Origin of the sequence: Algoriphagus sp. Y33 (genome assembly GCF_014838715.1) — a bacterium.
Classification (GTDB): Bacteria; Bacteroidota; Bacteroidia; order Cytophagales; family Cyclobacteriaceae; genus Algoriphagus.
This window is the reverse complement of the sequence record NZ_CP061947.1, coordinates 3,602,140-3,626,445: the sequence shown is the minus strand read 5'-3', so window position 1 is coordinate 3,626,445 and position 24,306 is coordinate 3,602,140. Positions and strand designations below refer to the sequence as shown.

21 protein-coding genes and 1 riboswitch are annotated in these 24,306 nt (G+C 43.4%); of the genes, 18 read left to right on the top strand and 3 right to left on the bottom strand.

Annotation, left to right across the window (positions count from 1 at the left end; all coding sequences use genetic code 11):
* Nucleotides 1–14: 14 nt before the first annotated feature.
* Nucleotides 15–107, bottom strand: a riboswitch (TPP riboswitch).
* A gap of 691 nt (nt 108–798) precedes the next feature.
* The 4 genes from ID165_RS14560 (at nt 799) to ID165_RS14545 (ending at nt 3,604) form a co-directional block, all read left to right on the top strand.
* The gene (locus tag ID165_RS14560; RefSeq protein ID WP_192085549.1) at nt 799–939 is read left to right on the top strand and encodes a hypothetical protein; all 141 of its coding nucleotides are present in this window, start codon (nt 799–801) and stop codon (nt 937–939) included.
* A 187-nt stretch (nt 940–1,126) separates the two neighbouring features.
* Nucleotides 1,127–1,747 carry a RadC family protein gene (locus ID165_RS14555; RefSeq protein WP_192085548.1) on the top strand — a complete coding sequence of 207 codons (621 nt, stop codon included), beginning with the start codon at nt 1,127–1,129 and terminating at the stop codon, nt 1,745–1,747.
* 276 nt (nt 1,748–2,023) lie between these two features.
* Nucleotides 2,024–3,010, top strand: a complete 987-nt coding sequence (locus ID165_RS14550; protein WP_192085547.1) for an ArdC family protein — start codon at nt 2,024–2,026, stop codon at nt 3,008–3,010.
* Between the two features lie 90 nt (nt 3,011–3,100).
* Entirely contained in the window at nt 3,101–3,604 is a 504-nt protein-coding gene (locus tag ID165_RS14545) for a hypothetical protein (RefSeq protein ID WP_192085546.1), read from the top strand.
* Between the two features lie 233 nt (nt 3,605–3,837).
* Here the strand turns inward: ID165_RS14545 and ID165_RS14540 are convergent, their stop codons facing one another.
* Nucleotides 3,838–4,116 carry a DUF3892 domain-containing protein gene (locus tag ID165_RS14540; RefSeq protein WP_192085545.1) on the bottom strand — a complete coding sequence of 93 codons (279 nt, stop codon included), beginning with the start codon at nt 4,114–4,116 and terminating at the stop codon, nt 3,838–3,840.
* Nucleotides 4,117–4,255: 139 nt separating this feature from the next.
* Nucleotides 4,256–5,056, bottom strand: a complete 801-nt coding sequence (locus ID165_RS14535) for a LexA family transcriptional regulator (protein ID WP_192085544.1) — start codon at nt 5,054–5,056, stop codon at nt 4,256–4,258.
* Between the two features lie 69 nt (nt 5,057–5,125).
* Here ID165_RS14535 and dinB point away from each other — a divergent pair, with 69 nt between their 5' ends.
* From dinB to ID165_RS14515, 4 genes are all read left to right on the top strand, one after another.
* The gene (dinB, locus tag ID165_RS14530; RefSeq protein ID WP_192085543.1) at nt 5,126–6,274 is read left to right on the top strand and encodes a DNA polymerase IV; all 1,149 of its coding nucleotides are present in this window, start codon (nt 5,126–5,128) and stop codon (nt 6,272–6,274) included.
* Nucleotide 6,275: 1 nt separating this feature from the next.
* On the top strand, nt 6,276–9,212 hold the full coding sequence (locus tag ID165_RS14525; RefSeq protein ID WP_192085542.1) for a DNA polymerase III subunit alpha: 2,937 nt from the start codon (nt 6,276–6,278) through the stop codon (nt 9,210–9,212).
* A gap of 199 nt (nt 9,213–9,411) precedes the next feature.
* Nucleotides 9,412–9,765, top strand: a complete 354-nt coding sequence (locus tag ID165_RS14520) for a hypothetical protein (protein ID WP_192085541.1) — start codon at nt 9,412–9,414, stop codon at nt 9,763–9,765.
* Between the two features lie 103 nt (nt 9,766–9,868).
* Nucleotides 9,869–10,612, top strand: a complete 744-nt coding sequence (locus ID165_RS14515) for an SOS response-associated peptidase (RefSeq protein WP_192085540.1) — start codon at nt 9,869–9,871, stop codon at nt 10,610–10,612.
* 93 nt (nt 10,613–10,705) lie between these two features.
* Here the strand turns inward: ID165_RS14515 and ID165_RS14510 are convergent, their stop codons facing one another.
* Complete coding sequence (locus ID165_RS14510) at nt 10,706–10,927, bottom strand: hypothetical protein (RefSeq protein ID WP_192085539.1); 222 nt, start codon at nt 10,925–10,927, stop codon at nt 10,706–10,708.
* A gap of 434 nt (nt 10,928–11,361) precedes the next feature.
* Here ID165_RS14510 and ID165_RS14505 point away from each other — a divergent pair, with 434 nt between their 5' ends.
* The 10 genes from ID165_RS14505 (at nt 11,362) to ID165_RS14465 (ending at nt 24,305) form a co-directional block, all read left to right on the top strand.
* Complete coding sequence (locus tag ID165_RS14505) at nt 11,362–11,832, top strand: JAB domain-containing protein (RefSeq protein WP_192085538.1); 471 nt, start codon at nt 11,362–11,364, stop codon at nt 11,830–11,832.
* A 436-nt stretch (nt 11,833–12,268) separates the two neighbouring features.
* Nucleotides 12,269–15,490 carry a hypothetical protein gene (locus ID165_RS14500; protein ID WP_192085537.1) on the top strand — a complete coding sequence of 1,074 codons (3,222 nt, stop codon included), beginning with the start codon at nt 12,269–12,271 and terminating at the stop codon, nt 15,488–15,490.
* A gap of 3 nt (nt 15,491–15,493) precedes the next feature.
* Nucleotides 15,494–15,955, top strand: a complete 462-nt coding sequence (locus tag ID165_RS14495) for a hypothetical protein (RefSeq protein WP_192085536.1) — start codon at nt 15,494–15,496, stop codon at nt 15,953–15,955.
* Nucleotides 15,952–20,523 (top strand): DUF6443 domain-containing protein, encoded by a 4,572-nt coding sequence (locus tag ID165_RS14490; RefSeq protein WP_225586744.1) that lies wholly within the window; start codon nt 15,952–15,954, stop codon nt 20,521–20,523. Before ID165_RS14495 ends, ID165_RS14490 begins: the two co-directional genes overlap by 4 nt.
* Entirely contained in the window at nt 20,511–21,260 is a 750-nt protein-coding gene (locus ID165_RS14485; protein ID WP_192085535.1) for a hypothetical protein, read from the top strand. The genes ID165_RS14490 and ID165_RS14485 overlap by 13 nt, the downstream gene beginning before the upstream one ends.
* A gap of 93 nt (nt 21,261–21,353) precedes the next feature.
* On the top strand, nt 21,354–21,491 hold the full coding sequence (locus ID165_RS14480; RefSeq protein WP_192085534.1) for a hypothetical protein: 138 nt from the start codon (nt 21,354–21,356) through the stop codon (nt 21,489–21,491).
* Nucleotides 21,492–21,639: 148 nt separating this feature from the next.
* The gene (locus ID165_RS26940) at nt 21,640–21,774 is read left to right on the top strand and encodes a hypothetical protein (protein ID WP_255505011.1); all 135 of its coding nucleotides are present in this window, start codon (nt 21,640–21,642) and stop codon (nt 21,772–21,774) included.
* Nucleotides 21,775–21,970: 196 nt separating this feature from the next.
* A complete protein-coding gene (locus ID165_RS14475) occupies nt 21,971–22,393 on the top strand; it encodes an RHS repeat-associated core domain-containing protein (RefSeq protein ID WP_192085533.1) in 423 nt (140 codons plus the stop codon).
* A gap of 205 nt (nt 22,394–22,598) precedes the next feature.
* The gene (locus ID165_RS14470) at nt 22,599–22,952 is read left to right on the top strand and encodes a JAB domain-containing protein (RefSeq protein ID WP_370539699.1); all 354 of its coding nucleotides are present in this window, start codon (nt 22,599–22,601) and stop codon (nt 22,950–22,952) included.
* Between the two features lie 186 nt (nt 22,953–23,138).
* Nucleotides 23,139–24,305, top strand: a complete 1,167-nt coding sequence (locus tag ID165_RS14465; RefSeq protein WP_192085532.1) for a site-specific integrase — start codon at nt 23,139–23,141, stop codon at nt 24,303–24,305.
* Nucleotide 24,306 lies beyond the last annotated feature (1 nt).

Here is a 24,306-nt window from a genome sequence, read left to right as displayed (position 1 = left end):
ACAGCATACCGGACGGTGCTTTGTCTGCTTTTCCCTACGCCGGTGTCAACCGGATCAGGTTCGAAGGGACTATCTCAATTCTTCTCAGAATACCCCTAAAGCCAGAGTAAATATACGTCTTATTATTATGGCAGCCAATCCTGTGGCCGATTAAAACCCGGGGAAAACAAACGGAACAGGGTCAAATAAAGATTGGTTTAGAAAGACTACAGCTGCCTATCTTGTCTCGGACATTCATGCATGGATAATTCCGATGTTCCATGGGGCATCGACGTTTTTTTATTTCCTTAGTAACAGGCCGAAAGCTACTATTCAACTCAATCCTCCCGATCTCCCTGACCCTTTCCCGATACAATTCCACCAGATCAAATTGAAGAAGATCCTTGTTTTCCAAGGAAGGGTGATGGACTGCCTCCTGAAAAGAAGGATGAGTTCCCGAAAACTGATCCTGTCTGACAATATGAAGAGGAAGAATTATCGAGTTCTGCGAATCATTTCGTTTAGTATAAATGCATGGGCCATTATCGTTCTTGGAATTTGTTGTTTATCTTTTAGGTAGGTATAAAAGTAGGGGATACTATGTGCTACAATGTCAATCAGAAAGGGGAGCAAATTGAGCTGGATTTAAGTATGGAATTCAATGCTAAGCCAAAAAAAGAAGGAGTATTGAGAAGATGGGATACCACCTGAACGGATTTGCCCATCCCCACCTGCTGGTGCTGGCAACCGACCCTTAATGTTGCTGATGCCAAGGCGTGGATTTCTCCGGATCTCAAGAAGGCGGACATTGAAAACCTGATGAAGCCTTTTGGGGCGAGTGGGATGGGTTTTCATACAGTGAGCCGCCTGCTTGCCTCCCGTACTGAGGACTCAAATGTACCCGAAGTCATTCTTAGGGAAGAATATGAGGAGCTTCCTGTTATGCCGTTGGCTGAATAGATTTCAACTGAACTTTTTTACCCCTGAATTCCTCACAAAGTTAGTCCTCTGGGCTCTGGGCGACCGTAAGCTTCCGGCATAAAGCCGCTTGCTTCGCTGCGCTTTTTATTCCTTTTCCTTCCGGTCTTTGTCGCCCAAGGCCTGATGGAGCTTCATAATTCATTGTTCCACAAAAACGAAAAAGATTATGGAGACTCAGGAAAGAAAAATTGATTTGTATGAAGTAGCTGAGATCAAGCTGGGCTACAGTGCCAAGGTAAAGTCATCCCAAAGACCTAGGGTAGCAAGTTCAAGACAGGTTCATGAAGTGTTTGCCAAAGTCTGGGATCAGGAAAGGATTGGCTTTGCTGAAGACTTCAAAGTAATGCTGCTGTCCAGAGCCAATAGGGTACTGGGAATAGTAACCATCAGCTCGGGAGGAACCGCAGGGACTGTGGTGGATGTAAAACTGGTTTTTGCAGCTGCAATCAAGGCTAATGCAAGCTCTGTAATACTGGCCCATAATCACCCGAGTGGAAACTTGATGCCTTCAGAACAGGATAAGAGATTAACTCAAAGAATTAAAGAAGCAGGCAGGATTTTAGATGTCCCTGTACTGGATCATCTGATTCTTGCTGAGGAAGGATTTTATTCCTTTGCTGATTATGGGGAGCTCGAGGGCTCTTCTTCTTTTTTTAGTTTCCATGAACTTTCCGTTTCGGAAAATCCATGGAAGCTATTCGTAGGTATTCATTATTGTAAAATCGCGATTGATTCCAGATTTCTATACATAGGTATTTCTACTAATGAGCATTTCATGATCCTCTAGCCTTTTGTATGTGATTTTTAGCCGTTGCAAATGGAATTTATACAATTCTATCATTCAGACTTTTTGAAATTTCAAATAAGCCAATAATAGGACTTATTATTTTTTCCATTCCTTCTTCCGCCAATTTAGCCTGATCCCGTCACACGAGGCAAGAGACTACGGCATAAAGCCGGCGCTCTTGCCTTTGCTGGTTTATTCCGTTTCCTCTTGCACTTAGTGCCGGTCTCAGGCTGGTGCAGCTTCATAAGTATTTGTCAAACCAAAACACAAAAGACTATGAAGACGCAAGTAAAAACATCAGCAAAGACATCCACTAAGAGAAAAGGGGGAAATGATTTTGCAAGTAACAAGGGATGCACTACACAACCCGCAAAAGGATCATCGGATATCTACCGGAAGTTTACCGATCTGATTATTGAGAAACTGGAGCAGGGAGTGATTCCCTGGAGACAACCATGGCATGAGATGGGAATGCCGGCAAATTACCTGACCAAGAAGCCTTATAGAGGGATAAATCTTTGGCTTTTACTATCCTGTGGCCATCAGTATCCTTACTACCTGACTTTCAAACAGGCAAATGGATTGGGAGGAAAAATCAAAAAAGGGGCAAAGGCACTACCCATCTGCTACTGGAACTTTGCCTTTCGGGATAAGAAGACGGGAAAGGTGATTCCAGAAGATAGGATAGGGGAATATGATCTCAAACTGGTGAGTAAATCGGGTTTTCTCAAGGAGTTCAAAGTGTTTCCCATAGAACAGATTGAGGGAATAGACTGGGAATTTCCTGAAATAAGCAAAGCTGAGCCGCTACCCGAAAATGAGCAATGCCAAAGGATTTATGAGGAAATGTTAAGGGCTCCTGAGTTGATTCATTCTGGTTCCTCGGCTTACTACCGGGCAGACCTGGATCAAATCACGATGCCGGAGAGAAACCTGTTTGACTCGGCTGAGCAATATTTTGGGGTATTGTACCATGAGCTAGTCCACAGCACAGGCCACCCTTCCAGGTTAAATAGGATAGGGGTTTCAGAACCCCAACAGTTTGCCTCTGAGTTTTACAGCAAGGAGGAGCTGATTGCTGAGATGGGCGCAGGGTATCTGAACAACCTCACGGGGATATTGGATCAGAATCTGCTGGAGAACTCGGCAGCTTACATCCAACACTGGCTGAACGAACTCCGAAACGATAAGCACTTACTGATAGAGGCTGCGAGCAAAGCTCAAAAGGCGGTGGATTACATTCTGATGGAGCCTCCATTTTAGATCTAGGGGAGAGATCCCCTTTTTTTTGTCATGGCTGTTACATTTACAGCTGCTTGTTTTATAAATTGGCACTATCAATTTAAATACACTATGAAAAAACTCTTTTCACTTCTTAGTTTACTAATGTCCTTATTTTTTTCATGTAAAAAAGAAGATGATCTTCCGGAGATTTACTTAGAGGGAGTTTATGAAAATACGCGTTTATCTAATGTTGATCCACCAAGGTACCTGCAAGTACTTGTAATGACATTTAGCAGATCGGGCAATGTGTTAATTGAGAATTTTGTCACACCGGCAGATACTGAGGAGCGGTGCCTGAGTTCTTATAACGAGGGGACATATTCTCTCCGAGGAGAAGTATTTAAAATGGTTCTCACTTCTGCTTTTGGCCCCGATCCCTCAATCGAATTGTCTGGTGACTGTTTTAGGAAGGATCAATTGATTAGTAGTAAAGATCCTTACTATCAGGAATTTACTGGTTCTTTAGTATTAGGTAAAATCAATGAATCATTCCTGTTAACGTATCCCTGTATAGATTCAATGCAAGTTTTAAGTGACTGTCTTGGTCCCGAGACTTATTTAAAAGTGCGGTAACTATCCTTATTGATGTGATGCATCTTACAATGGTTAAAAATTCCCATCAAAGCTGTAATTACCCATGTTAGATAGTTTTTCACCAATGTCAAATTGGAGACAAAACTACTGTAGTCTCCGTTCCTCAAATTTGACGGGAAATTTGAAATGTGCCTACACTGAAGAAGTAGGTAGAGCGATGGAATGAATGACAGTCCCGGATTTAATTATTAAACCAATTGATATGTTGATACCTAAGGACAATCCGGAAGGTCAAGCAACAGATTATGAAGATATCCCTGTCCTTTTGCAGTCAGTGATTTTTCGATTTCCCCGGTGACCTGTACGTTTATTTCTTCAAACTGCTCTACGATGTAGAATTCAAATGCTCCGGACATGATTCCATCCACCGCTTCCTTCACTGAAATATTCCATTTCTCACCTGTTCCGTTTACACCTCCGATATGGGTAATGTCTCCTTCAAAAGTTCCTTGGGTTAATTTTTTAGTACAGAGTATGCGTAATCTTTTCATTGTAGTTAAATCGTCCGGTAAAGATGGGTAGATAGACAGTCTTTATTTTAACAGGTTGGATTTTATTTCTCATATGGATGTTTAGCCAGTTTATTTAAGCAGAAAACTGAAGACCAGAAGCATGGATCACTTTGACGCGTCAATTGGTTAAATCTTCCAGCTTTCTGTTTATCTCAGCTATGCCCAATCCTATCTGCTGTAGCGTAAGTGTCTCTGTCGGCAATTCTTTTGAAAGTGTTGCCTCAAACTTCCAGATTTCCCGTACTTCTTCAGCATTTACTTCATAGGTTGAATAAAGCGGGTTTAATGATCTCAAAGAGAAACTTTTCTTTTCCTCACTAAAGCTCACCATCTTAAAACTGATGCCTTCATTTTCAGTTACTACCACACAGGCTGTTTCCTTGGCTAGTTTCCAGTCCATCAAAAATGATCCGATTACATATGCACCGTCAGGAATAGGAAGCATACTGTCACCTTCTGTCTGAAACATTCTGTACTTTTTGTCCTTGGGGAAAGTAGGTAGATTGAATACCGGGAGTGTACTGATAAACTCCGGGTCACCATAACCTTCCATGTACCCGGCTTTGGCTTTAACGGGTACCATTTCTATGTTGTCCTCATTGGTTAAGTTAACAGTAGTGGCAAGCACCCGCATCTTGGAACCTGCCATATAAATGTCGTTTCCCGCTTCCAGGTCACGGATTTTCAATTCGCTGAGTCTGGATAGCTCTATCCTGAGCAGCGTATCCACGCTCATTCTGAAAAAGTCCGCACACAACAATAAATCATCGATGGAGGGTGATTTAGTGTGTCCGTTTTCCAATGAATTGAGCTTCACCCGGGTCATCCCGAGTTTTTCAGCAAGCTCATCCTGGCTGAATTTTCTTCTCTTTCTGAGGAATTTGAGATTGGCAGCCCAGAAATATTTTTGACTTCTCATTTTTATTTGATACAATTAGAAGTTGACTATTGATACTAATCGTATCAAACATACTACAAATTATTGAAAATGGAAAGGCATATAGTGCATATGGATTTGGATACTTTTTTTGTATCCGTGGAGCGGTTGAAAAACAGTGCCCTGAACAATAAACCCGTCATCATCGGTGGAAGCTCGGACAGGGGGGTAGTGTCCTCCTGCAGTTATGAAGCACGAACCTTCGGGGTACATTCGGCCATGCCCATGCGGCTGGCAAGAAGGCTATGCCCCAATGCGTTTTACATCAAAGGGGATTTTGACGGCTACACCCACTACTCCCGACTGGTGACTGAAGTGATTCAGGATCAGGTTCCGCTGTTGGAGAAAGCTTCCATTGATGAGTTTTACCTGGACCTTACAGGAATGGACCGTTTTTTTGGTTGTGGCAAGTTTACCGCTGAGCTTAAAAGCAAAATCTACAACGAATCCGGGCTGCCTATTTCCTATGCACTGGCGGTAAACAAACTGGTGTCAAAAGTTGCCACCCATGATGCCAAACCCAACGGGCAGATGACCGTCCCCTTTGGTAATGAGAAGCCTTATCTGGCACCGTTGCCTATACGCAGGATGCCGGGAGTGGGGGAGAAAACCTCAGCGTTACTTGAGCGGATGGGGGTGGAAAATATCAAATTGCTTTCCGAGATCCCGCTTCGGATGATGCAGAATCTGCTTGGCAAATCTGGCATAGACCTTTCACGCAAAGCCAATGGAATTGATGAATCCCCTGTGATTCCTTATACCGAGCAGAAGAGTATAGGAACTGAGACGACCTTTGAATCGGACACGATTGATATGCAGTTCCTGCATGCCCAGCTGGTACGCATGACCGAGAAGGTCGCCTTTGAAATGAGGCAGAAACAGAAACTTTGCGGTTGTATCACCGTGAAACTCCGCTATTCGAATTTCGATACGGTAAGCAGGCAGTGTATGATTTCCTACAACAGTTCGGATGAGGTGTTGCTGCAACGTGCCAAGGAGCTTTTTACAAAGCTCTACGACAGACGGATGTTGGTACGGTTGGTAGGGGTAAAACTCAGCCATCTGGTACAGGGAAGCCAGCAGATCGATCTCTTTGAGCATACCGAGGAAGAGGTAAGCCTTTACCAGGCCATAGACTGGATTAAAAACCGCTACGGGGCACACAGTATCACCAGGGCTATCACTTTAAGCGGCATATGATATGTTTTTGAATTGCAAGACATGGTTCAGTTACCGTTACGGTACATTTTCTACCAGGGAACTGGTGTATACGGCTGCGGATTTGGGATTTCAGGCTCTGGCCCTTACCAATATCAACAGTACGGCGGATCTATGGGATTTTGTGGAGTTCTGCCGGGAAAAAAACATCAAGCCTATTGCCGGGACCGAGATCAGAAACGGGGATGAGTTTTGTTATACGCTTCTGGCAAAGAACGATGCAGGTTTGCTTGAAATCAACCGTTTCCTTTCCATGCACCTGCAGGAGGAACTTTTGTTTCCAGCTAGGCCAGACTGCTTTTTAGAGGTGTTTATCATTTATCCAGTAGGAAAATATGCAGTAGAAGAACTAAAGGATCATGAATTCATTGGTGTGCTCGCCGGCGAATTGAACCGGATTAAAAAGCAGGAACTCCAGGCATTTCCCAAGAAGTGGCTAATCCGCCACCCCGTCACGTTCCAGGACAAAACCTACTTCAATGTACACCGGCTGCTTAGGGCTATCGGTAAAAACACCCTGATCACCAAGCTGGGTGCAACTGACTTTGCCTCTCCTGATGAAATGTTCGTGCCGGAAGCGGAGCTGATGGCAGCATTCCGGAATTTCCCGGTTATGATCACCAACACCCTCCAGTTGATCGATGCCTGCTGTATCCATACAGAGTTGCATACCGACAAGAACAAGCGGTGTTTTTCAGCCTCCCCGGAGGATGACAGGATTTTACTTGAAAAACTCGCCATGGAAGGGTTGGATTACCGTTATGGGAATAACCCGGTTGCCAGGCAACGTGTCTTCAAGGAACTGAAGATCATCAATCAGCTGAATTTCAATGCCTATTTTCTGATTGTATGGGACGTGATCCGCTATGCACAGAACCGGGGATTTTACCATGTGGGTAGGGGGAGTGGAGCCAATTCCATCGTGGCCTATTGCATGAAAATCACGGATGTGGATCCGATCAAACTGGATCTGTACTTTGAACGCTTTTTAAATCCGCACCGGACTTCCCCTCCGGACTTTGATATTGATTTTTCATGGAAAGACCGGGACGAGGTGATTGATTACATCTTCAAGCGCTACGGCAAAGACCATGTATCCCTGTTGGGTATGTACAGCACATTTCAACGTAGGGCAGTGATTAGGGAACTCGGAAAGGTGTTTGGATTGCCCAAGGAGGAGATAGACCAGCTGGTCAGGGGCAAAGACCAGCCCCTAAACGAGGATAAGATCCAGCGTACCATCCTCAAGTACGGCAAGCTGTTGGAGAATTTCCCGAACCACCACAGCATCCATCCGGGGGGCATGTTGATATCAGAAAAGCCGATCTACCAATATACAGTCAATGAAATGCCACCAAAGGGATTTTGTACCGCCCAGATCGATATGTTTCTGGCTGAAAAGATCGGTCTTTTTAAACTGGACATCCTCAGCCAGCGGGGGTTGGGACATATCAAGGAGGCGATCCGCTTGGTAAAACAGAATAGGGGAATCGATATTGACATACATCGGGTGGAGCAGTTTATGGTAGACCCCAAGGTGGCTGACCAGATTAAACGGGCGGACACCATAGGATGCTTTTACATAGAAAGCCCTGCAATGCGTCAGCTGCTGACTAAGCTAAAATGTGAGGATTACCTGACGCTGGTAGCTGCCAGCTCCATTATCCGACCCGGAGTGTCCCAGTCAGGCATGATGAAGCAATACATCGAGCGGTTCCATGATCCGGAAAAGATCGTTTACCTGCATCCGAAAATGAAGGAACTGCTGGAGGAAACGTATGGGGTGATGGTGTACCAGGAGGATGTGATCAAGGTGGCCCACCATTTTGCGGGCATGGACATGGGGGAGGCGGATATACTCAGGCGTGCCATGTCCGGTAAATACCGGGGGCATGACAAATTTATACAGATCAGGGAAAAGTTCTTTGCAAACTGTAAGGGATTGGGTTATGAAGAAGCAGTGACTGCAGAAGTTTGGCGGCAGATAGAATCCTTTGGGGGCTATTCATTTTCCAAAGCACATTCAGCCTCTTTTGCGGTGGAAAGCTATCAAAGCCTGTACTTAAAGACCTATTATCCTAAAGAGTTTATGGTGGCGGTCATCAATAATTTCGGTGGATTTTACAGTACTGAGTTTTATTTCCATGAGCTTAAGCGGACAGGGGCTAAGGTTCATCCACCTTGTGTGAACAGCAGTGATTACCTCACCAATATTTCAGGGGATGATGTGTTTGTGGGGTTTATCCACGTAGAGCAACTCGAAAAATCACTCTGTGAAAGGATGCTGGATGAGCGGGCAAGATCAGGCCCTTATCTGGGACTTCATGACTTTATCGAACGTACCCATGCGGGCCCTGAAATGCTGAATATCCTGATCAGTGTAGGGGCATTTGGATTTACAGGACTGGGGAAGAAGAAACTGCTGTGGCAGGCGAACTTTCTGCAGAAAAGGCAGACAGAGCCAATGGATGCTCCAGCCCTGTTTAGAGAACCGCCAATGGAATTTGTGCTTCCAGATTTTCCGGATTATCCTCTGGAAGATGCCATTGATGAAATCAATGTGCTGGGTTTTGCCCTGACTGATATGTTCCGACTGTGTGCCGACGATGGGCGGGGAACAGTGATGGCCGCCGATCTGCCAGGGATACTAGGCAAACCTGTGGAAATGCTCGGACAGCTGGTTACCACTAAGGATGTACGTACGGTCAACAGGGAATACATGGCTTTTGGGACATTTTTGGATCCAAAAGGGGACTGGCTGGACACAGTCCATTTCCCCAATACATTAAAGCGGTTTCCTTTTCAGGGAAAGGGGTTTTATCGGTTAAAAGGCAAGGTGGTGCAGGAATTCGGGGTTTATGCCTTGGAGGTGAATTTTATGAAGAAAGTGGGATTGAAGGACAAGAAGGCGACGGTTTGAAACAGGAGGCTGGTATAGGGGAGAGAAAAAGGATTCTACCATGCTCGGAATGTGGTTTTAAATACCCCAAATGGAGTATATAATTTTGAGGTAGTTCAGGTTTTATTCCCCTGGCACAGTACCCGGGGGGATACGCAGCAACGGAATTTATTTGCATGGGTATTGTATGCGGTTAAGGATCAACCAGCTGATAGAAATCATGAACCACACCACTTCAATTCCTGAGATACATTCTCTGGGGAGATTTGTACAATTTTTGGCAGGCCCATCTGCTTTATTTACTTCATTCTCCAGGGATACTATAGTTTTTGCCCAACCTGATGAGGATGATGAGGACTTACCAATTCCTCCCACAGAGGATTTCCCATTGTTTGATGATGATGAGATCAACCCTAACAAGGAGATTCCGGAAGAGGAGGAATATCTGCCGGATGAAGAGGAAGTGCCAGTTGAAGAGCCACCAGGAGAGGTGGAAGATCCTACATTTCCGGGGGAAGGGGAAGAACTGCCTCCGGGGAAAGAAGAGGAGTTTCCCAAGACTGATCCGGTCTGAGTGTTTGCAGCATCAGTTTCACTGGATAGTAGTTGTTAGGGTATTTATGGTTTTTGGGTTTTGTTGTTTATCTTATTAATAAATATCACTTAAAAACCTTGCCATGTGCTACAATGTAAATCAGGAAGGGGAGCAACTTGAAATTGACTTTGCTGATGAATTTAAGGCGAAGAGGGGGAAGAAAACTGCCATAAAAAATACCGGATATCATCTGAATGGATTTGCCCATCCAAAGTTGGTGGTTCTGGCCAATGACAAACCGGACGAACTTCAGGAAATGGAATGGGGATTGATTCCTTTTTGGGTGAAGTCTGTGGAACAGGCAGCTGATATTGCCAATAAAACCCTCAATGCCAAATCCGAGACCATCTTTGAGCTTCCTTCCTTCAGGGCTGCGATCTTAAAGCGACGATGTATTATCCCGGTAAACGGATTTTATGAATGGAGGCATTATGAAAAAAAGACCTATCCTTATTTTATCTATCCTAAAGAAAGATCCTATTTCTGCTTAGGGGGAATATGGGAGGAATGGACGGACAAGGAATCCGGGGAAATCAAAAAGACCTGTTCCATCATTACCACTCCTGCAAATCAGCTTATGGAACAGATCCATAACACCAAAAAGCGGATGCCCTTTATCATGGATATAACAAAGGCCAAAAAGTGGATTTCACCAGAGCTGAAGAAGCAGGATATTGAAGATCTCATGAAGCCTTTCCATGCAAAAGGCATGGAGTCGCATACAGTCAGTCGCCTGCTTACTTCCAGGGTTGAGGACTCCGATGTTCCTGAAGTCATCCTAATGGAAAAATATGAAGAGCTTCCGGAGATGATGATGAATTTTTAATCTATTTCCGGCACAGGAATTTGGCTAAATAGTTAAAAGCTATCCATAGGGAAGTACAAGGTTAAGCTATGATGTTTATTACCTCTAATAAGTTTACAAAGGAAACCCTTCACGAAGCCATACATGGTTCTCTTCCTTGCGGTCAACTACCATTACATCATTGCTCAAGGTACTTTGGGCCAGCTCCCATTCATATTCGTCTGTTATGTAATCATCGAATTTTAAATACAATATTTCACCTGGCTGCGGGATTGTGACATCAGGATCCAATTGGAAACAAACTTCGGGGTCGGTAGGCATATGAATTGTTGTCATTGTCTTTTTTTTATGGTTAAGATTAAAACTATTGCTCGGAAATCAAAATATGGTAATCAAATTTCTATACAAGATAAGTGCTTGTTCTTCTATTGTTTAACAAGTTTATGGGCTAGGTATCCCACTTGTGAATTCGAAGACTGGTGAAATTCCCAATTTATAAGTATCCAGTAGGAGGCATGAATTTTTTAGCGTGATTCTCCCGATCGGTTTGGTGGCGCGGGATAGGTCATTCATAAAACCTCTTGGATAAAAGACAGTTTTTTTACCCTGAATTCCTCACAAAGTTAGTCCTCTGGGCTCTGGGCGACCGTAAGCTTCCGGCATAAAGCCGCTTGCTTCCCTGCGCTTTTTATTCCTTTTCCTTCCGGTCTTTGTCGCCCAAGGCCTGGTGGAGCTTCATAATTCATTGTTCCACAAAAACGAAAAAGATTATGGAGACTCAGGAAAGAAAAATTGATTTGTATGAAGTAGCAGAGATCAAGCTGGGCTACAGTGCCAAGGTAAAGTCATCTCAAAGACCTAGGGTAGCAAGTTCAAGACAGGTTCATGAAGTGTTTGCCAAAGTCTGGGATCAGGAAAGGATTGGCTTTGTTGAAGACTTCAAAGTAATGCTGCTGTCCAGAGCCAATAGGGTACTGGGAATAGTAACCATCAGCTCAGGAGGCACTGCAGGGACTGTGGTGGATGTTAAGCTTGTGTATGCAGCCGCAATCAAGGCTAATGCAAGCTCTGTAATACTGGCCCATAATCACCCATCGGGAAATCTAATGCCGTCTGAGCAGGATAAAAGGCTGACCCAAAGAATCAAAGAAGCCGGTAAGATTCTGGATATCCCGGTACTGGATCATTTGATTCTAGCTGAAGAAGGGTATTATTCCTTTGTGGATTATGGGGAGCTTTAGGGCTCTTTTTTTGCCTAATTACACTGTGAATATTATGAATTTACGGTGGTTTAATTATCACAGTATTGCAGTGTATCTCTGTTTTAGTGAGAAATAGCAAAAATTTTATTTTTATTATTTTTTACTAAAAATAAATTTATGGATTTTTCCTCCTCATGATAATAAAATTCCATTTTTAATAGCCTGATTTATGTAATTATTACTAGGAATAGGATGAAATATAGATTGGTGAAATTAATCGTATTTTTTCTTTTTTCGAAGTGTATTTTTTAACGATCTGTACATTAAAATGGATTTCATGACACTGATTATACGGGATGTAGCCAAATTTAATTCTGTATAATTTTATTTTTACGAATTAAAAATACCGTGTATAGGGTATTTTTTAATAGATTGATTTTCTCATCATTTGCGGGAAATATTTCAACTACAACCGATGAAATCAAAAATTTTACCCAAATCATTTCTCCTATTTCAGCTATTATCCTGGATACTCTTAACTGAAGCCTTCGGACAGCTTCCTTCTGACGTTCAGACGCAGGTAAATAGAAATTTTCCAAAGCCTATCCAGAAGTCACCAAATGCTTCAGGTATTGAACGCTATGGGAATTACCATGTCAATCTATACACTGGGGTTCCTAATATTTCCATCCCCTTATATACTGTGGAGGCAGGGCCGATCAAGTTGCCTATTTCTCTTAATTACCATTCTTCTGGAATAAAATATACCGATCAGGCAAGTTGGGCAGGGCTTGGATGGTCTGTGATTGCAGGAGGGCAAATCACACGTCAAATCCAGAGAATGAGTGATGATCTATATTTTTTTACTGCGTCAAATAATTATTCGGTTGGAAATTATTGTACAGGTGTCACGCAAACTGATAAGAATAACTGGCTCTATAAAAAGAACAGCGTGCAACCAGGGTATGATAGGGAGGCTGATATATTCTCTTACTCATTCCCGGGTAAAAGTGGGAAGTTTTATCTCAGACAGAATGGACAGGCTCCATATCTTTTCCCGGAGGCCCCCATTAAACTTGTACCTGGGGCTAGTCTTAATTTTTTTGATATCACAGATGAAAATGGGATCAGGTATAGATTTGGAAGAAATTCAGCCAATTCAAATTACACTGAATCCACAACTACTAGCGGGGGTGGAGGTAGTTCTGTTGCCGGAAGAACGGCTTGGTATCTGGTAGAGATTTTTGCCCCTAACTCTGATGATAAGGTGGAAATCACTTACCAACCCCTAGGGTCCCAATCTCTGGTGGACATAGAGCATAACATAACAGTTATTGACCAATGTAATACGACAAACCCGTCCCTTCTTCCCTGCAGAAGTGGAACCTATATCCAACAGGAAGTCAATACAAGTTCACATTCAAACAGCCTTGGCATTGATGAAATTAAATATAAAACAGGCAAGGTTAAATTTATAATCAACACCGCAAAGAGGTCTGATCTTGTCGGATTGAATGCTTTGGATAGAATAGAGATTTATAGTAAAACCGGTACAGAGTATACGCTTATAAAAACCTACCAGCTTACCAAAAGTTATTTCACAGGAGTATCACGACTAAAATTGGACGAACTTATAGAGAGGGACGGTGCCAATACAGTGATCAACAAACAGTCATTCAGTTATCATACCACTTCTTTTTCTTGGGACCAGGCAAATAATAGTAAAAGAAGGGATTGGTTTGGTTTTTATAACGGAAAGACAAATACAAGTCTCATTCCTCAGCAGACCATTCAATATCAACCCAATACTTCAACAGCCCTTTCCAATATTACAATAGGAAGTGCTAACCGTGAAAGTGACACTACTTTCCTAAAAGAAGGGATGCTCAAACGCATTACCCATCCGACAAAAGGATACACAGAATTTTTCTATGAGCCCCACAAATACCTAGACGGTACAGTTACAAAGTATGGGGGTGGATTGCGCATTAAGAAAATTACTAATACGGCTGGTTCTGTTGTATATACCAAGGAATACAGGTATGGTGAAGGGGAATCGGGTACAGGTACCAAAAATTTCACCCAGAGCCTGTTTTATTTTGTCACTGAGTCCCAGTCCAGAACAGGATGTGAAGTTACAAATTGCAGCCGCAGGGACAGGATCAGGATGTTTTACTCAAACTCTGCCATAGGTGCAGGATATGATGATAGCCCTGTGGTTTACTTAAAGGTCAGCGAATATGAAAACATTAACGGGACGAACGGAAAAACCCTATACGAATTTGACAATAATATACATATACCGGATATGTTCATGATTGTTCCTTTTTCCAATAAAACCCATCGTAATTCAAGTAGTTGGGAAAGAGGGAAGTTGACAAAAAAGACAGTTAAAAATGCCGCAGGTACTGATGTCTCCCAAACAGTTATTGCATACACTAAATTGAAAGGGCAGAATGCCGAAATAAGCCAGGCTGTCATCCAGTATATAGATTCAGGTTATACTCCTCCTTTTAACTCAACCTGCATTGATGAAAATGGGACCTCTGTGGATGTTATGACTTATCAGATCAGAAATCTGGAGCAGCAGACAGGGTTGTATGTGGAAACTTCCCGGACAGAATCAATTATCAATACAGGTGGGGCATTTACTACAACCACTCTGAAGAGCTACGATCCCACTTACCTCCAACTTACCCAGGAAGAGGTAAGGGTCAGTACAAATCCTGAAGTAGTGGTGACCCGTTTCCGATATCCATTTCAGGTGATCAATCCAGCAACTACCTATACAGGATATCCCAATATTCTGAAGCAGCTCACCTTAAAAAACATACTGAAACCTGTAGAACAATACACGCTTATCCAGAATCTAAACGGTACCAGTGCCCAAGTGGTGGGTAGCCAACTAACCTATTTTAAGACGCAGGGAAGTTACTATGTACCTGAAGCAATGTATTTTCTGGAGCTTGCTGCGCCAATTACACTTTCTTCCTTCGCTCCACTTGCGGTTTCTGGGACTTCTGCGGTAACCCGCGATTCCCGCTATCAACCAAGGTTGACATTTTCCACTTACGACACACGTGGAAACATCACTACTTTCAATAAGTCCAATGCCCAGCCAAATTCCTTTATCTGGGCATACGATGGAGCTTATCCTATTGCAGAAGCTAAAAATGCCATATTTTCCCAGATTGCCTACACTTCTTTTGAAACGAATGAAAAAGGCGGATGGAACTATAGCGGTCCAGAAACAGTGCTCCGCTGGGGTGAGGCCAGAACCGGAAGGAATGCTTACAGCCTGTCTGGAGGCGCGGTTACCCGGACAGTAACCGGGGCTTCCACTTCGAATAAATTTAAACTGAGTTTCTGGGCCAAAGTACCTACGGGATCACAGTCCTGGACGTTCATGGGAGCCACAGAAACACTGAGTACTACCTGGAAGCTTATCGAACGTGATGTAACCAGTACATCACTCTCCATCTCCGGGACTAACATCCTTATTGATGAAATCAGGATCCATCCACCCGGATCAGAAATGAATACCTATACCTACGTTCCAGGGGTGGGACAATGGTCCCAGGTGGATGCGAAAAACCATGCGGTGGTATATAAGTATGACCGATTGGGCAGGCTGGAAACCATACTCAACAACGACGGGCATATCCTTTCGCACTATGAATACAATTTTATTAAATAAGGTATGGTGACTTATCGATCATTGATTTTAACAGGGCTCATTTTTGGGATGTTCCAGTTTGGTGGATTAGCCCAATCACAAGACAGCTTGGCTGTCTCAGTTCTGACGGGGGTATGGCTTATGGATTCAGAATTCCAGATGGAGAAATCCGCTCTGGCAGGCAGGAACAGTCTCAACTCTTTAAAGGAAGAGCATCTTCAAAGCCAGCTTGAAAGTATGAGTTCGAGAATATATATATTCCATGAAGGTGGAAGGTTTGAAGCTTCTTGGAACTCACACGGGGACACGCAGTTGGTGTACGGTACATGGAACATCCGGAAAGACGGAATTCTGGAAATTCAACTCGATGATAAATGGATGTTGTCCTATTCAGTCACTTTGGATAAAAGAGGACTTCAGCTATCTCTGGATAATCCAAAGGAAACTGAAGCCCCTGGTCTTTATCTTAAAAGGGTCGAGCCATGAAATTATCCTTCGTTTTCTTGATTTATTTCGCAGTGATAACTGGGGCCTTTTCCCAGGCTATTACCCACGTTGAGATAGTAGGTCCGTCCACCGCAACCGCCGGACAGCAGACGGCTTATTCCGTACAGTTTTACAGCGGTTCAAATCTGGTGGCTCCTTTTAGTTCAGCCAGCTATTTTTGGGATATTGGATCAGCGGCCGGAACAGGTACTACAATCAGTTCTAATACTATTATCTGGGCTTCAGGCGGGTCTTTTAATATCTATTATGAATATTCAGATATAAGCGGGACTTTCTATGATTACATGACGGTGACAGTAACAGGAAGCACAGTGGATCCCTGTCCTTCGGTACTTCCTTCGGCACCTGGCGCGACCCTCACTGCAAACAGTGCAGTTACCCTGACTGCAAATTCTGCTCCTGCCGGATTTACCTATCAGTGGTATGACAGCAACCAAACAACCCTTCTTGCCAGTACGCAAAGCTATACCACGCCGACTCTGTCTGCAAGCAAAACCTATTACATAGCTTACCGCTATACTGCTACAGGTTGCATCAGCTCAAAAATGCCTGTCAGGGTGAACCGCTATGCCGAAAATCTCAACTGGACCCGGGAATATTCAGCCAGGGATACTCTCACCGGGGATTATGCCTTAAGGAACTCCTCCCAGAAAGCTTCCTATAAACAGACTTCCTATTACGACGGCTTGGGAAGGCCCAGCCAACAGGTGGCCATACAGGCTTCTGTAAACGGGTCGGATATAATCACTCCCGTTGGATATGATGCGCTGGGGAGACAATACAGGGACTATTTGCCCTTCCCAAACAATACCACCAGTCTGGGGCTTTTCAGAAGTACAGCAACTACCCTTCATAGTTCTTATTATACAGCTCAATATGCTGATCCCAATGGTTTTGCGGAGAAATCCTATGAAACCTCCCCGCTCAACCGTGTTCTTAAAATCGGGAATCCGGGCAATCCCTGGAAGCTGGGATCTACGCGGGAGCTTGAATTTTCCGAAAAAACCAACACCCTTTCACAGGGTATCCGAATCTGGACGGTGAATGGGAGTGGACTTCCTGTAACCAGTGCAGAATATCCTTTGGGCAGCCTATATGAAAAAACCTCCATCAATGAAAATGAACAGCGGGTAGTCGAATACACCGATAAGCTTGGAAGGCTTATCCTGAAAAAAGTGCAAGCCTCAGCCTCACCGTCTTCCGGACATGTGGGATGGATGTGTACGTATTATGTCTATGACACGTTTGGCAGGTTAAGAGTGGTGATGCCACCCCAGGCAGTAGAGACCCTGCGCAATAACACCAATGATTGGGCAAACTCCACGTATAGTAGTCTGCGCGATGGAATGTATTACATGTATTCTTATGACAGCAGGGGACGTATGACGGTCAAGCGCCTTCCGGGTAAAGGAATCGAGGAAATGGTCTATGACAACAATGACCGGCTTGTCGCCTGGAGGGATGCAAAACTTGCGGCGGAAGGAAAATGGAAGTTTACTAAATACGATGCCCTGAGTAGGGAGATAATGACGGGTTTGGTTACCTATTCAGGAAACAGGGACACCTTGCAGGCACTTGTCAATACATTGGAAAATAACAATGCCGTGATCAACGCTACCTCAGGCAAGACAGGAACCACAAATGCCGGAGGTTTCCCGAGAGCATCGGACGGCAATGGGGAAGGGGATGTGCTGACGGTAAATTATTATGACAATTACACGCTCAGAAAATCAACACTCACCTATGCGAAGCCTACAGGCTACCATGACAGCAGTAACAAGACCACCGGATTATTGACTGGGACCTTGGTAAAAAACCTGGGAAATAATACCCGGTATGAAACTGCGGTCTATTACGACGCTCAGGGAAGGGTTATCCAGACCATATCTGACCACCACCTGGCAGGTACAGTCAGGGTGTCCACCCAGTACGACTTTGAAAACAAACCGCTGGCAACTATTACCCAGCACACGACCCCTGGTACCTATACCATCACAAAAGGCTATGTCTATAATGCTGCAGGAGCGCTGAGCCATATTACCCATAAAATCAATTCTGGGGCAACGGTAACCCTGGCTACCCATACCTATAACCAGCTGGGTGAGCTTACTTCCAAAAGCTATCCAGACGCAGCGGATGCAGTGACCGATTTTGCCTATAACATCAGGGGCTGGCTGAAGAAAATCAACGATCCTCAGGTCAGTAATTCCGCCTCAAAGGTGTTTGCACAGGAATTGTTTTATGAATCTGGTGGTACCATAAATAATTGGAACGGGAATATTTCTAAGATTTCCTGGAAGGGTCAAAATGACGTCAAAGTAAATTATAACTATACCTATGATAAAGCTGATAGGTTGCTTGAGGCAGTATATACAGCTTCAACCGGAACTGATAGGTACACGGTGAATAATTTGACCTATGATTTTAATGGTAATATTCTGACCATGAACAGAAGAAATCAGATTACCTCTTCCAGTTATGGTTGGGTAGACCAGCTTACCTATACTTATAACTTAAATGGAAACAAATTAACCCAAGTGGCGGATGCCGTTCCTTCCACAACTCATACCTCCCAGGATTTTAAAGAAAGAAGTATAGCGGCCTATGAATACGATGTAAACGGTAACCTGACCAAGAATCTGGACAAGGAAATCACCTCTATTACCTACAACCATCTTAACCTTCCGGTTACTATCACTTTCTCCGGAACCAATAAGAAAATTGATTATTGGTATGATGCGTTGGGCGTGAAACTTCGCCAAGTCAATACAAATGGAACCACAGTTAAGACCATTGATTATCTTGGTGAAATTGTTTTTGAAAACAACGCAATATCCTATATCCTACACGAAGAGGGGAGAGCTGCCTATGAAAACACAGCTTTCCTATATGAATTCTTTGTCAAAGACCATCTGGGGAATGTGAGGCAGGTAATCCGGGCTCCGATATCCGGAGGCAGAATAGCCACGATGGAGCCTGAAAATGCTGAAGAGGAAGAGAAGTATTTCGAGAATATCAGCGCATCGAGACAGGGAGCTGGCGAGCATAACAAAACGCCCGGTGGCTACGCCACTGCATGGCTCAATGCGGATAGAAACAGGGTCCTTGGGCCTTCCCGGTCACAGGAAGTCCAACGGGGGGATAGTGTGAAACTAGGGGTATTTGGTAAATATGTGGATCCGAAGAAAATCCGCTTGTCTCCAGCCAGCTTCATACCTACAGGAATGGACAAGAAGATGATCCGGCAACTCACCGAATATGGACAGAATCTCAGTGCTGGGGGAGTGAATGAAATCGCCATTGCCAATGTGATCGCGCTGGTGATCACCGAACTGCAACAGAAACCGGTACCGGAAGCTTATATGGGATATGCCTTGTATGATTCGGATTCTGTACTATATGAGCAGGGAAAAGTAATTTTATCTAAAAAAGCCAGAAACAAGCATGAAGAACTGGTCAAAAAGATCGCCATACCTAAGGATGGGTACATAGAAACCTACTTGGTCAACGAGACTTCTGATGATGTTTGGTTTGACCAGTTCAGCATCATGAGTACCGGCCCTTTGATTGTCCAGGAGACGCATTACGATCCCTGGGGAGTGGAACTCAGTGGTTTGGGTTACCAGTATGGTGGAATCAAAATAAATCCGTATTTATACAACGGAAAAGAGGCAAACGGCCACTTGGGAGTGAATCTGTATGACTACGGAGCCAGACTCTACGATCCTGCTATTGGAAGATGGTTCGTGCTGGATCCTATGGCAGAGCAGATGCGGAGGCATTCCCCATACAATTACGCCTTCAATAATCCTCTGGGTTTTATTGATCCAGACGGCATGCGGCCGGTTAAACTTATTCAGGGGACTCCACATCACAGCGACAGTGAGGATCCTAACCAAAATGAAGTGGCTACCGGGCAAGTGGGGTCGGATAGGGATTTTCTATGGTCAGATGGGTACGGGGAGAGTAGTGCCAGAAATTCGACTGTCTCCAGTTCTTCTTTTTATGGGAGTTATCAAACTACAGGAGGAAATGTGCAAAATAATTCATTTGGGGATCCGACTATTTTTGTAAATAGATGGGTGACTCCTCAAGGATTTGATAAGGAAGATTATTACAAAACTTTAAAAAATACTCTTGTCGAAAATGGATTTAATTCCAAGTTAAAAATTCAGGATGACTCAATAATTGGGAGATTGAAAGCTTGGTGGCAGGGATCTCCTACAGCTACAATTACAATTAAGAATTTTAATCTAGCAAGGGATAGTTTTGGCGCAGGTGGATACGCTAGGTTAGGTGATCCACATTCGATTACTATATATAATGAACTAAGTATGCAGCCTAAAGGAAGAGTTGTTGATACTTGGAAATATAGTAATGCTTCCGTTCATGAGTTAGGCCATGGTCTTTTTAAGTTTGATCACGATTCTCAAGGCTATACAAGTGATCCCAATAGCATTATGGATTATAGGAGTTCGTATGTACAAGGGGCAGGGTTTAATTCAAGTCAGCAATCTGTTATTAAGAAAAGTATATGGGGAAACTAGTTAAATGTCTCGTTTTAGCAATATGTATCACGGCCTGTGGAGGAATGCTGTTTAGGTTTTTTAATGGAGGGTATAATTCGGCTATGTATAGAATTTTTCAAACCAGTACTAGAGGATATTTTTTTCATAAATTTCTTGGTATTACACCAAGTGAAATCTATGATGATTATACAATAAGTGTTTTGGACTCTTCGGGTGATTCTGAATTGATCAATATTGTTGATAATAAAAGTTCTACTAAAACAAATTTCGTAGTGCTTCGTCAGAATTCCCAGGAAAGTTTTATTAAAGCTTATCCTTGGAGTTTGTTTGGGGACAATTCCGAAAAAGTAACTGACAAAAACAACTATTTATCAAAATTAATTAATTTGGATTCATTTAATTTATATGTAAGGTTGTTTAATGTGGACGGAGAGAAGTCGATAGTTAATAAGTATTGCTATTTTATTTCAAACCCGAATAACTTTGATGATTATGTAATTATTCAGGATTTAACTGATTTAGAGGTTGTTGTTTTGAATAATCCAATAGATAAAAAAGAGACTCTAATAGGGTTAGGATTTGATATAATAGATTTAAGTACTCTTATTATTGAAGATTCTGACGGAATAGTGTATTGCTGGTACCAAAATCATGGATTGGTTAAATTTCATTTTATGTTTGATAATGGAAGCCTCGTAGATGTAAAAAGTGAAAATTTGGGATATTTGGGCAATGAGTTCCCATCCTGTTGTTAGTCTACACTGATATTCGTTTACCCTATTTTTCAGGAGTGCGTTCGAATAATTAAAGTTAAACAACTCACCGAATATGATTAAAACCTACATGCGGTGGAACCCAACAAAATAGCCATTGCCAATGTGGTAGCACTGGTGATCACAAAACTCCGACAGAAACCGGTACCGGAGGCTTATATGGGGTATGCGCTATACGATGCAGATTCTACTTTATATGAACAGGAGGGCTGAGCGTAAAGAAACAGTCCAGTGGACTGTTTTAGCAAAGAGCCAGGAGGCGTGGAGGCTGGTCTTATCCAAGCAGGCAGAAACAAGCATGAAGAACTGGTCAAAAAGATTGCCATACCTAAGGATGGGTATATAGAAACCTACTTGGTCAATGAGAGTTCTGACGATGTTTGGCCTGCCTACCGGCAAAGGCAGGTTCGACCAGTTCAGTATTATGAGCACAGGGCAATTGATTGTCCAGGAAACCCATGGAGCCTGTCCCGATAAAAGAAGCGAAGTGGAATGATATCGGGAATCCCTAGGGAGTTGAGCTTTCTGGTCTTGGCTATCAGTATGGTGAGGACGGTGCGAGGGGCCTGCTTGCAGGGCAGGAGTGAATCCATATCTTTATAATGAGGGCTGAGCGTTAAAAAATGATCCCTTAGGATCATTTTAGCGAGAGCCTGTCCCGATAGCGCAGCGTATCGGGAAGCCAGCTTGCAGTGAGGGAGGCAAACGGCCACCTAGGGGTTAACCTATATGACTTCGGAGCTAGGCTATATGATCCTGCTATTGGAAGATGGTTTGTAGCGGATCCTATGGCAGAGCAGATGAGACGGCATTTCCCATACAATTATGCATTTAATAACCCGATGAGGTTTATTGATCCGGATGGGATGGCGCCGGTTACTATTCACCAAGGAACTGCAAGTCATAGCGACAGTGAGGATCCTAACCAAAATGAAGTGGCTACCGGGCAAGTGGGGACGAATAGGGATTTTCTATGGTCAGACGGGTATGGGAAGAGAAGCGCAAGTAAATCGACTATCTCAATAGGATCATTTAGCGGGGCATATCTGAATTCACGTTGGACTCCAGAGCAATATTATAGGGCTTTAGATGGGGTATTATTGCCTAATGGGTAAAAAAAAATATAAAGTTAATTTAGGTTTGACACTTAAGTCCCATAAAGAGTTGATAAAAACATATCCTACTGCGGAAAAAGGGAATGCTCATTTTTTAGGTGAAATAGATGGTAAATTTCATGTAAATTTTAGTGTTTCTGCTTAGAAAGAGACTTTAAATAATATTCGTGCTTTAGGTGTACACGAAATTTATGGACATGGAATTTTGAAAATTGGTTTGGAGTGGTATCAAGAAAGGATTGGGTTTGTTGAAGACTTCAAAGTAATGCTACTATCCAGAGCCATTTGGGTACTGGGAATAGTAACCATCAGCTCGGGTGGAACAGCAGGGACTGTGGTGGATGTTAAGCTTGTATATGCAGCAGCAATCAAGGCTAATGCAAGCGCTGTAATACTGGCCCATAATCACCCATCGGGAAATCTAATGCCGTCTGAGCAGGATAAAAGGCTGACCCAAAGAATCAAAGAAGCCGGTAAGATCCTGGACATCCCGGTACTGGATCATTTGATTCTAGCTGAAGAAGGGTATTATTCCTTTGCGGATTATGGGGAGCTTTAGGGCTCTTTTTTAAGGTTATTTACCGGGAATTGTTTCATCCAATTTTCCATTACTCCGGATCCTGGAATTTGGAAAAAGTGATCGGCCATACATTTTGGCAAGCGATAACAACCGTTTACAAACGACTACAAACGGTTAGCTCCCGACTTAAATTCAAAGGATAAGCTATACTGGCATTAAAAAACCATGGAAAGTCCCGCTCAAATCATTATATATCAGCCCTTGCCTAAAGCAAGCCGGATAAAAATCTTTGTACCCTATTCCCTTAAACTGGAAAGGGAGCAATTGAAGCGCATCAATACCAGCTTTTACCATCCAACCCAAAAATTGTGGAGTTTAGTCAATACAAGGGAAAACTGGGAATTGCTCATGCGGTTGTATCAGGGTAAATCAGAAGTCAGGTCTGCTGAAAAAAAAGTACCTGCTCCCTCCAAAAACCTGAATAGGCAGTCCATGCAGGCATTGGCCGATCTGGAACAAAAGCTTATCCTCAAAGCATACAGTCCGTCCACGGTCAAGAACTATATTTCCTCACTGGCCAAGTTTCTGTCGTTTTTTGAAACCAGGAATATCCTTGACGTGACCAAGGAAGAAATCGAGGGGTTTGTGTACCATCAGATCACCAAATACAGGATTTCGGAAAGTGCCCAGAATACACTGATCAATGCCATTAAAGCGTATTATGAGCATGTACTGGGCAGAGAGCGTACCGTTTATGAGATCCAGCGACCTAAGAAAAGCCTAACGCTACCTAATATTCTAAGCCAAGATGAGGTGAAATCAATCCTGCAAAGCGTGGAGAACCTTAAGCACCGTGCGGTACTCATGCTGATCTACAGCGCCGGGTTAAGAATCAGTGAGGCGATCAACCTGCGGAGCCGGGATATCCACTCTGACGAAGGCTATATTTTTATCAAAGGGGCAAAAAATAAAAAGGACCGTAAAACTGTGCTTTCGCCCCTTCTTTTGGTGCTGCTAAGACAGTATTACAAGGAATACAGACCATCCTATTGGCTGTTTGAGGGACAGGACGGGGGCCAATATTCTGCTACCAGTATTCAGGCGGTGTTTCGTAGGGCAATCAAGAAAAGCAATTCCAACCCTTGGGCAACTGTCCATACCCTACGGCACAGCTTTGCGACACACTTGCTCCAACAGGGCACAAATCTTCGATATGTGCAGGCATTGCTGGGGCATGGGAGCAGTAAGACCACAGAAATCTATACCCATGTGTTGTCCATTTCCAACAAAAACATCCAGAGCCCACTTGATGGTATCGCCGAAATCCTTAATTTGGTGTCGTCAGAACCCCGAAGACCTATAGACAATGGTGATATAGACGCAATAGGGTAGG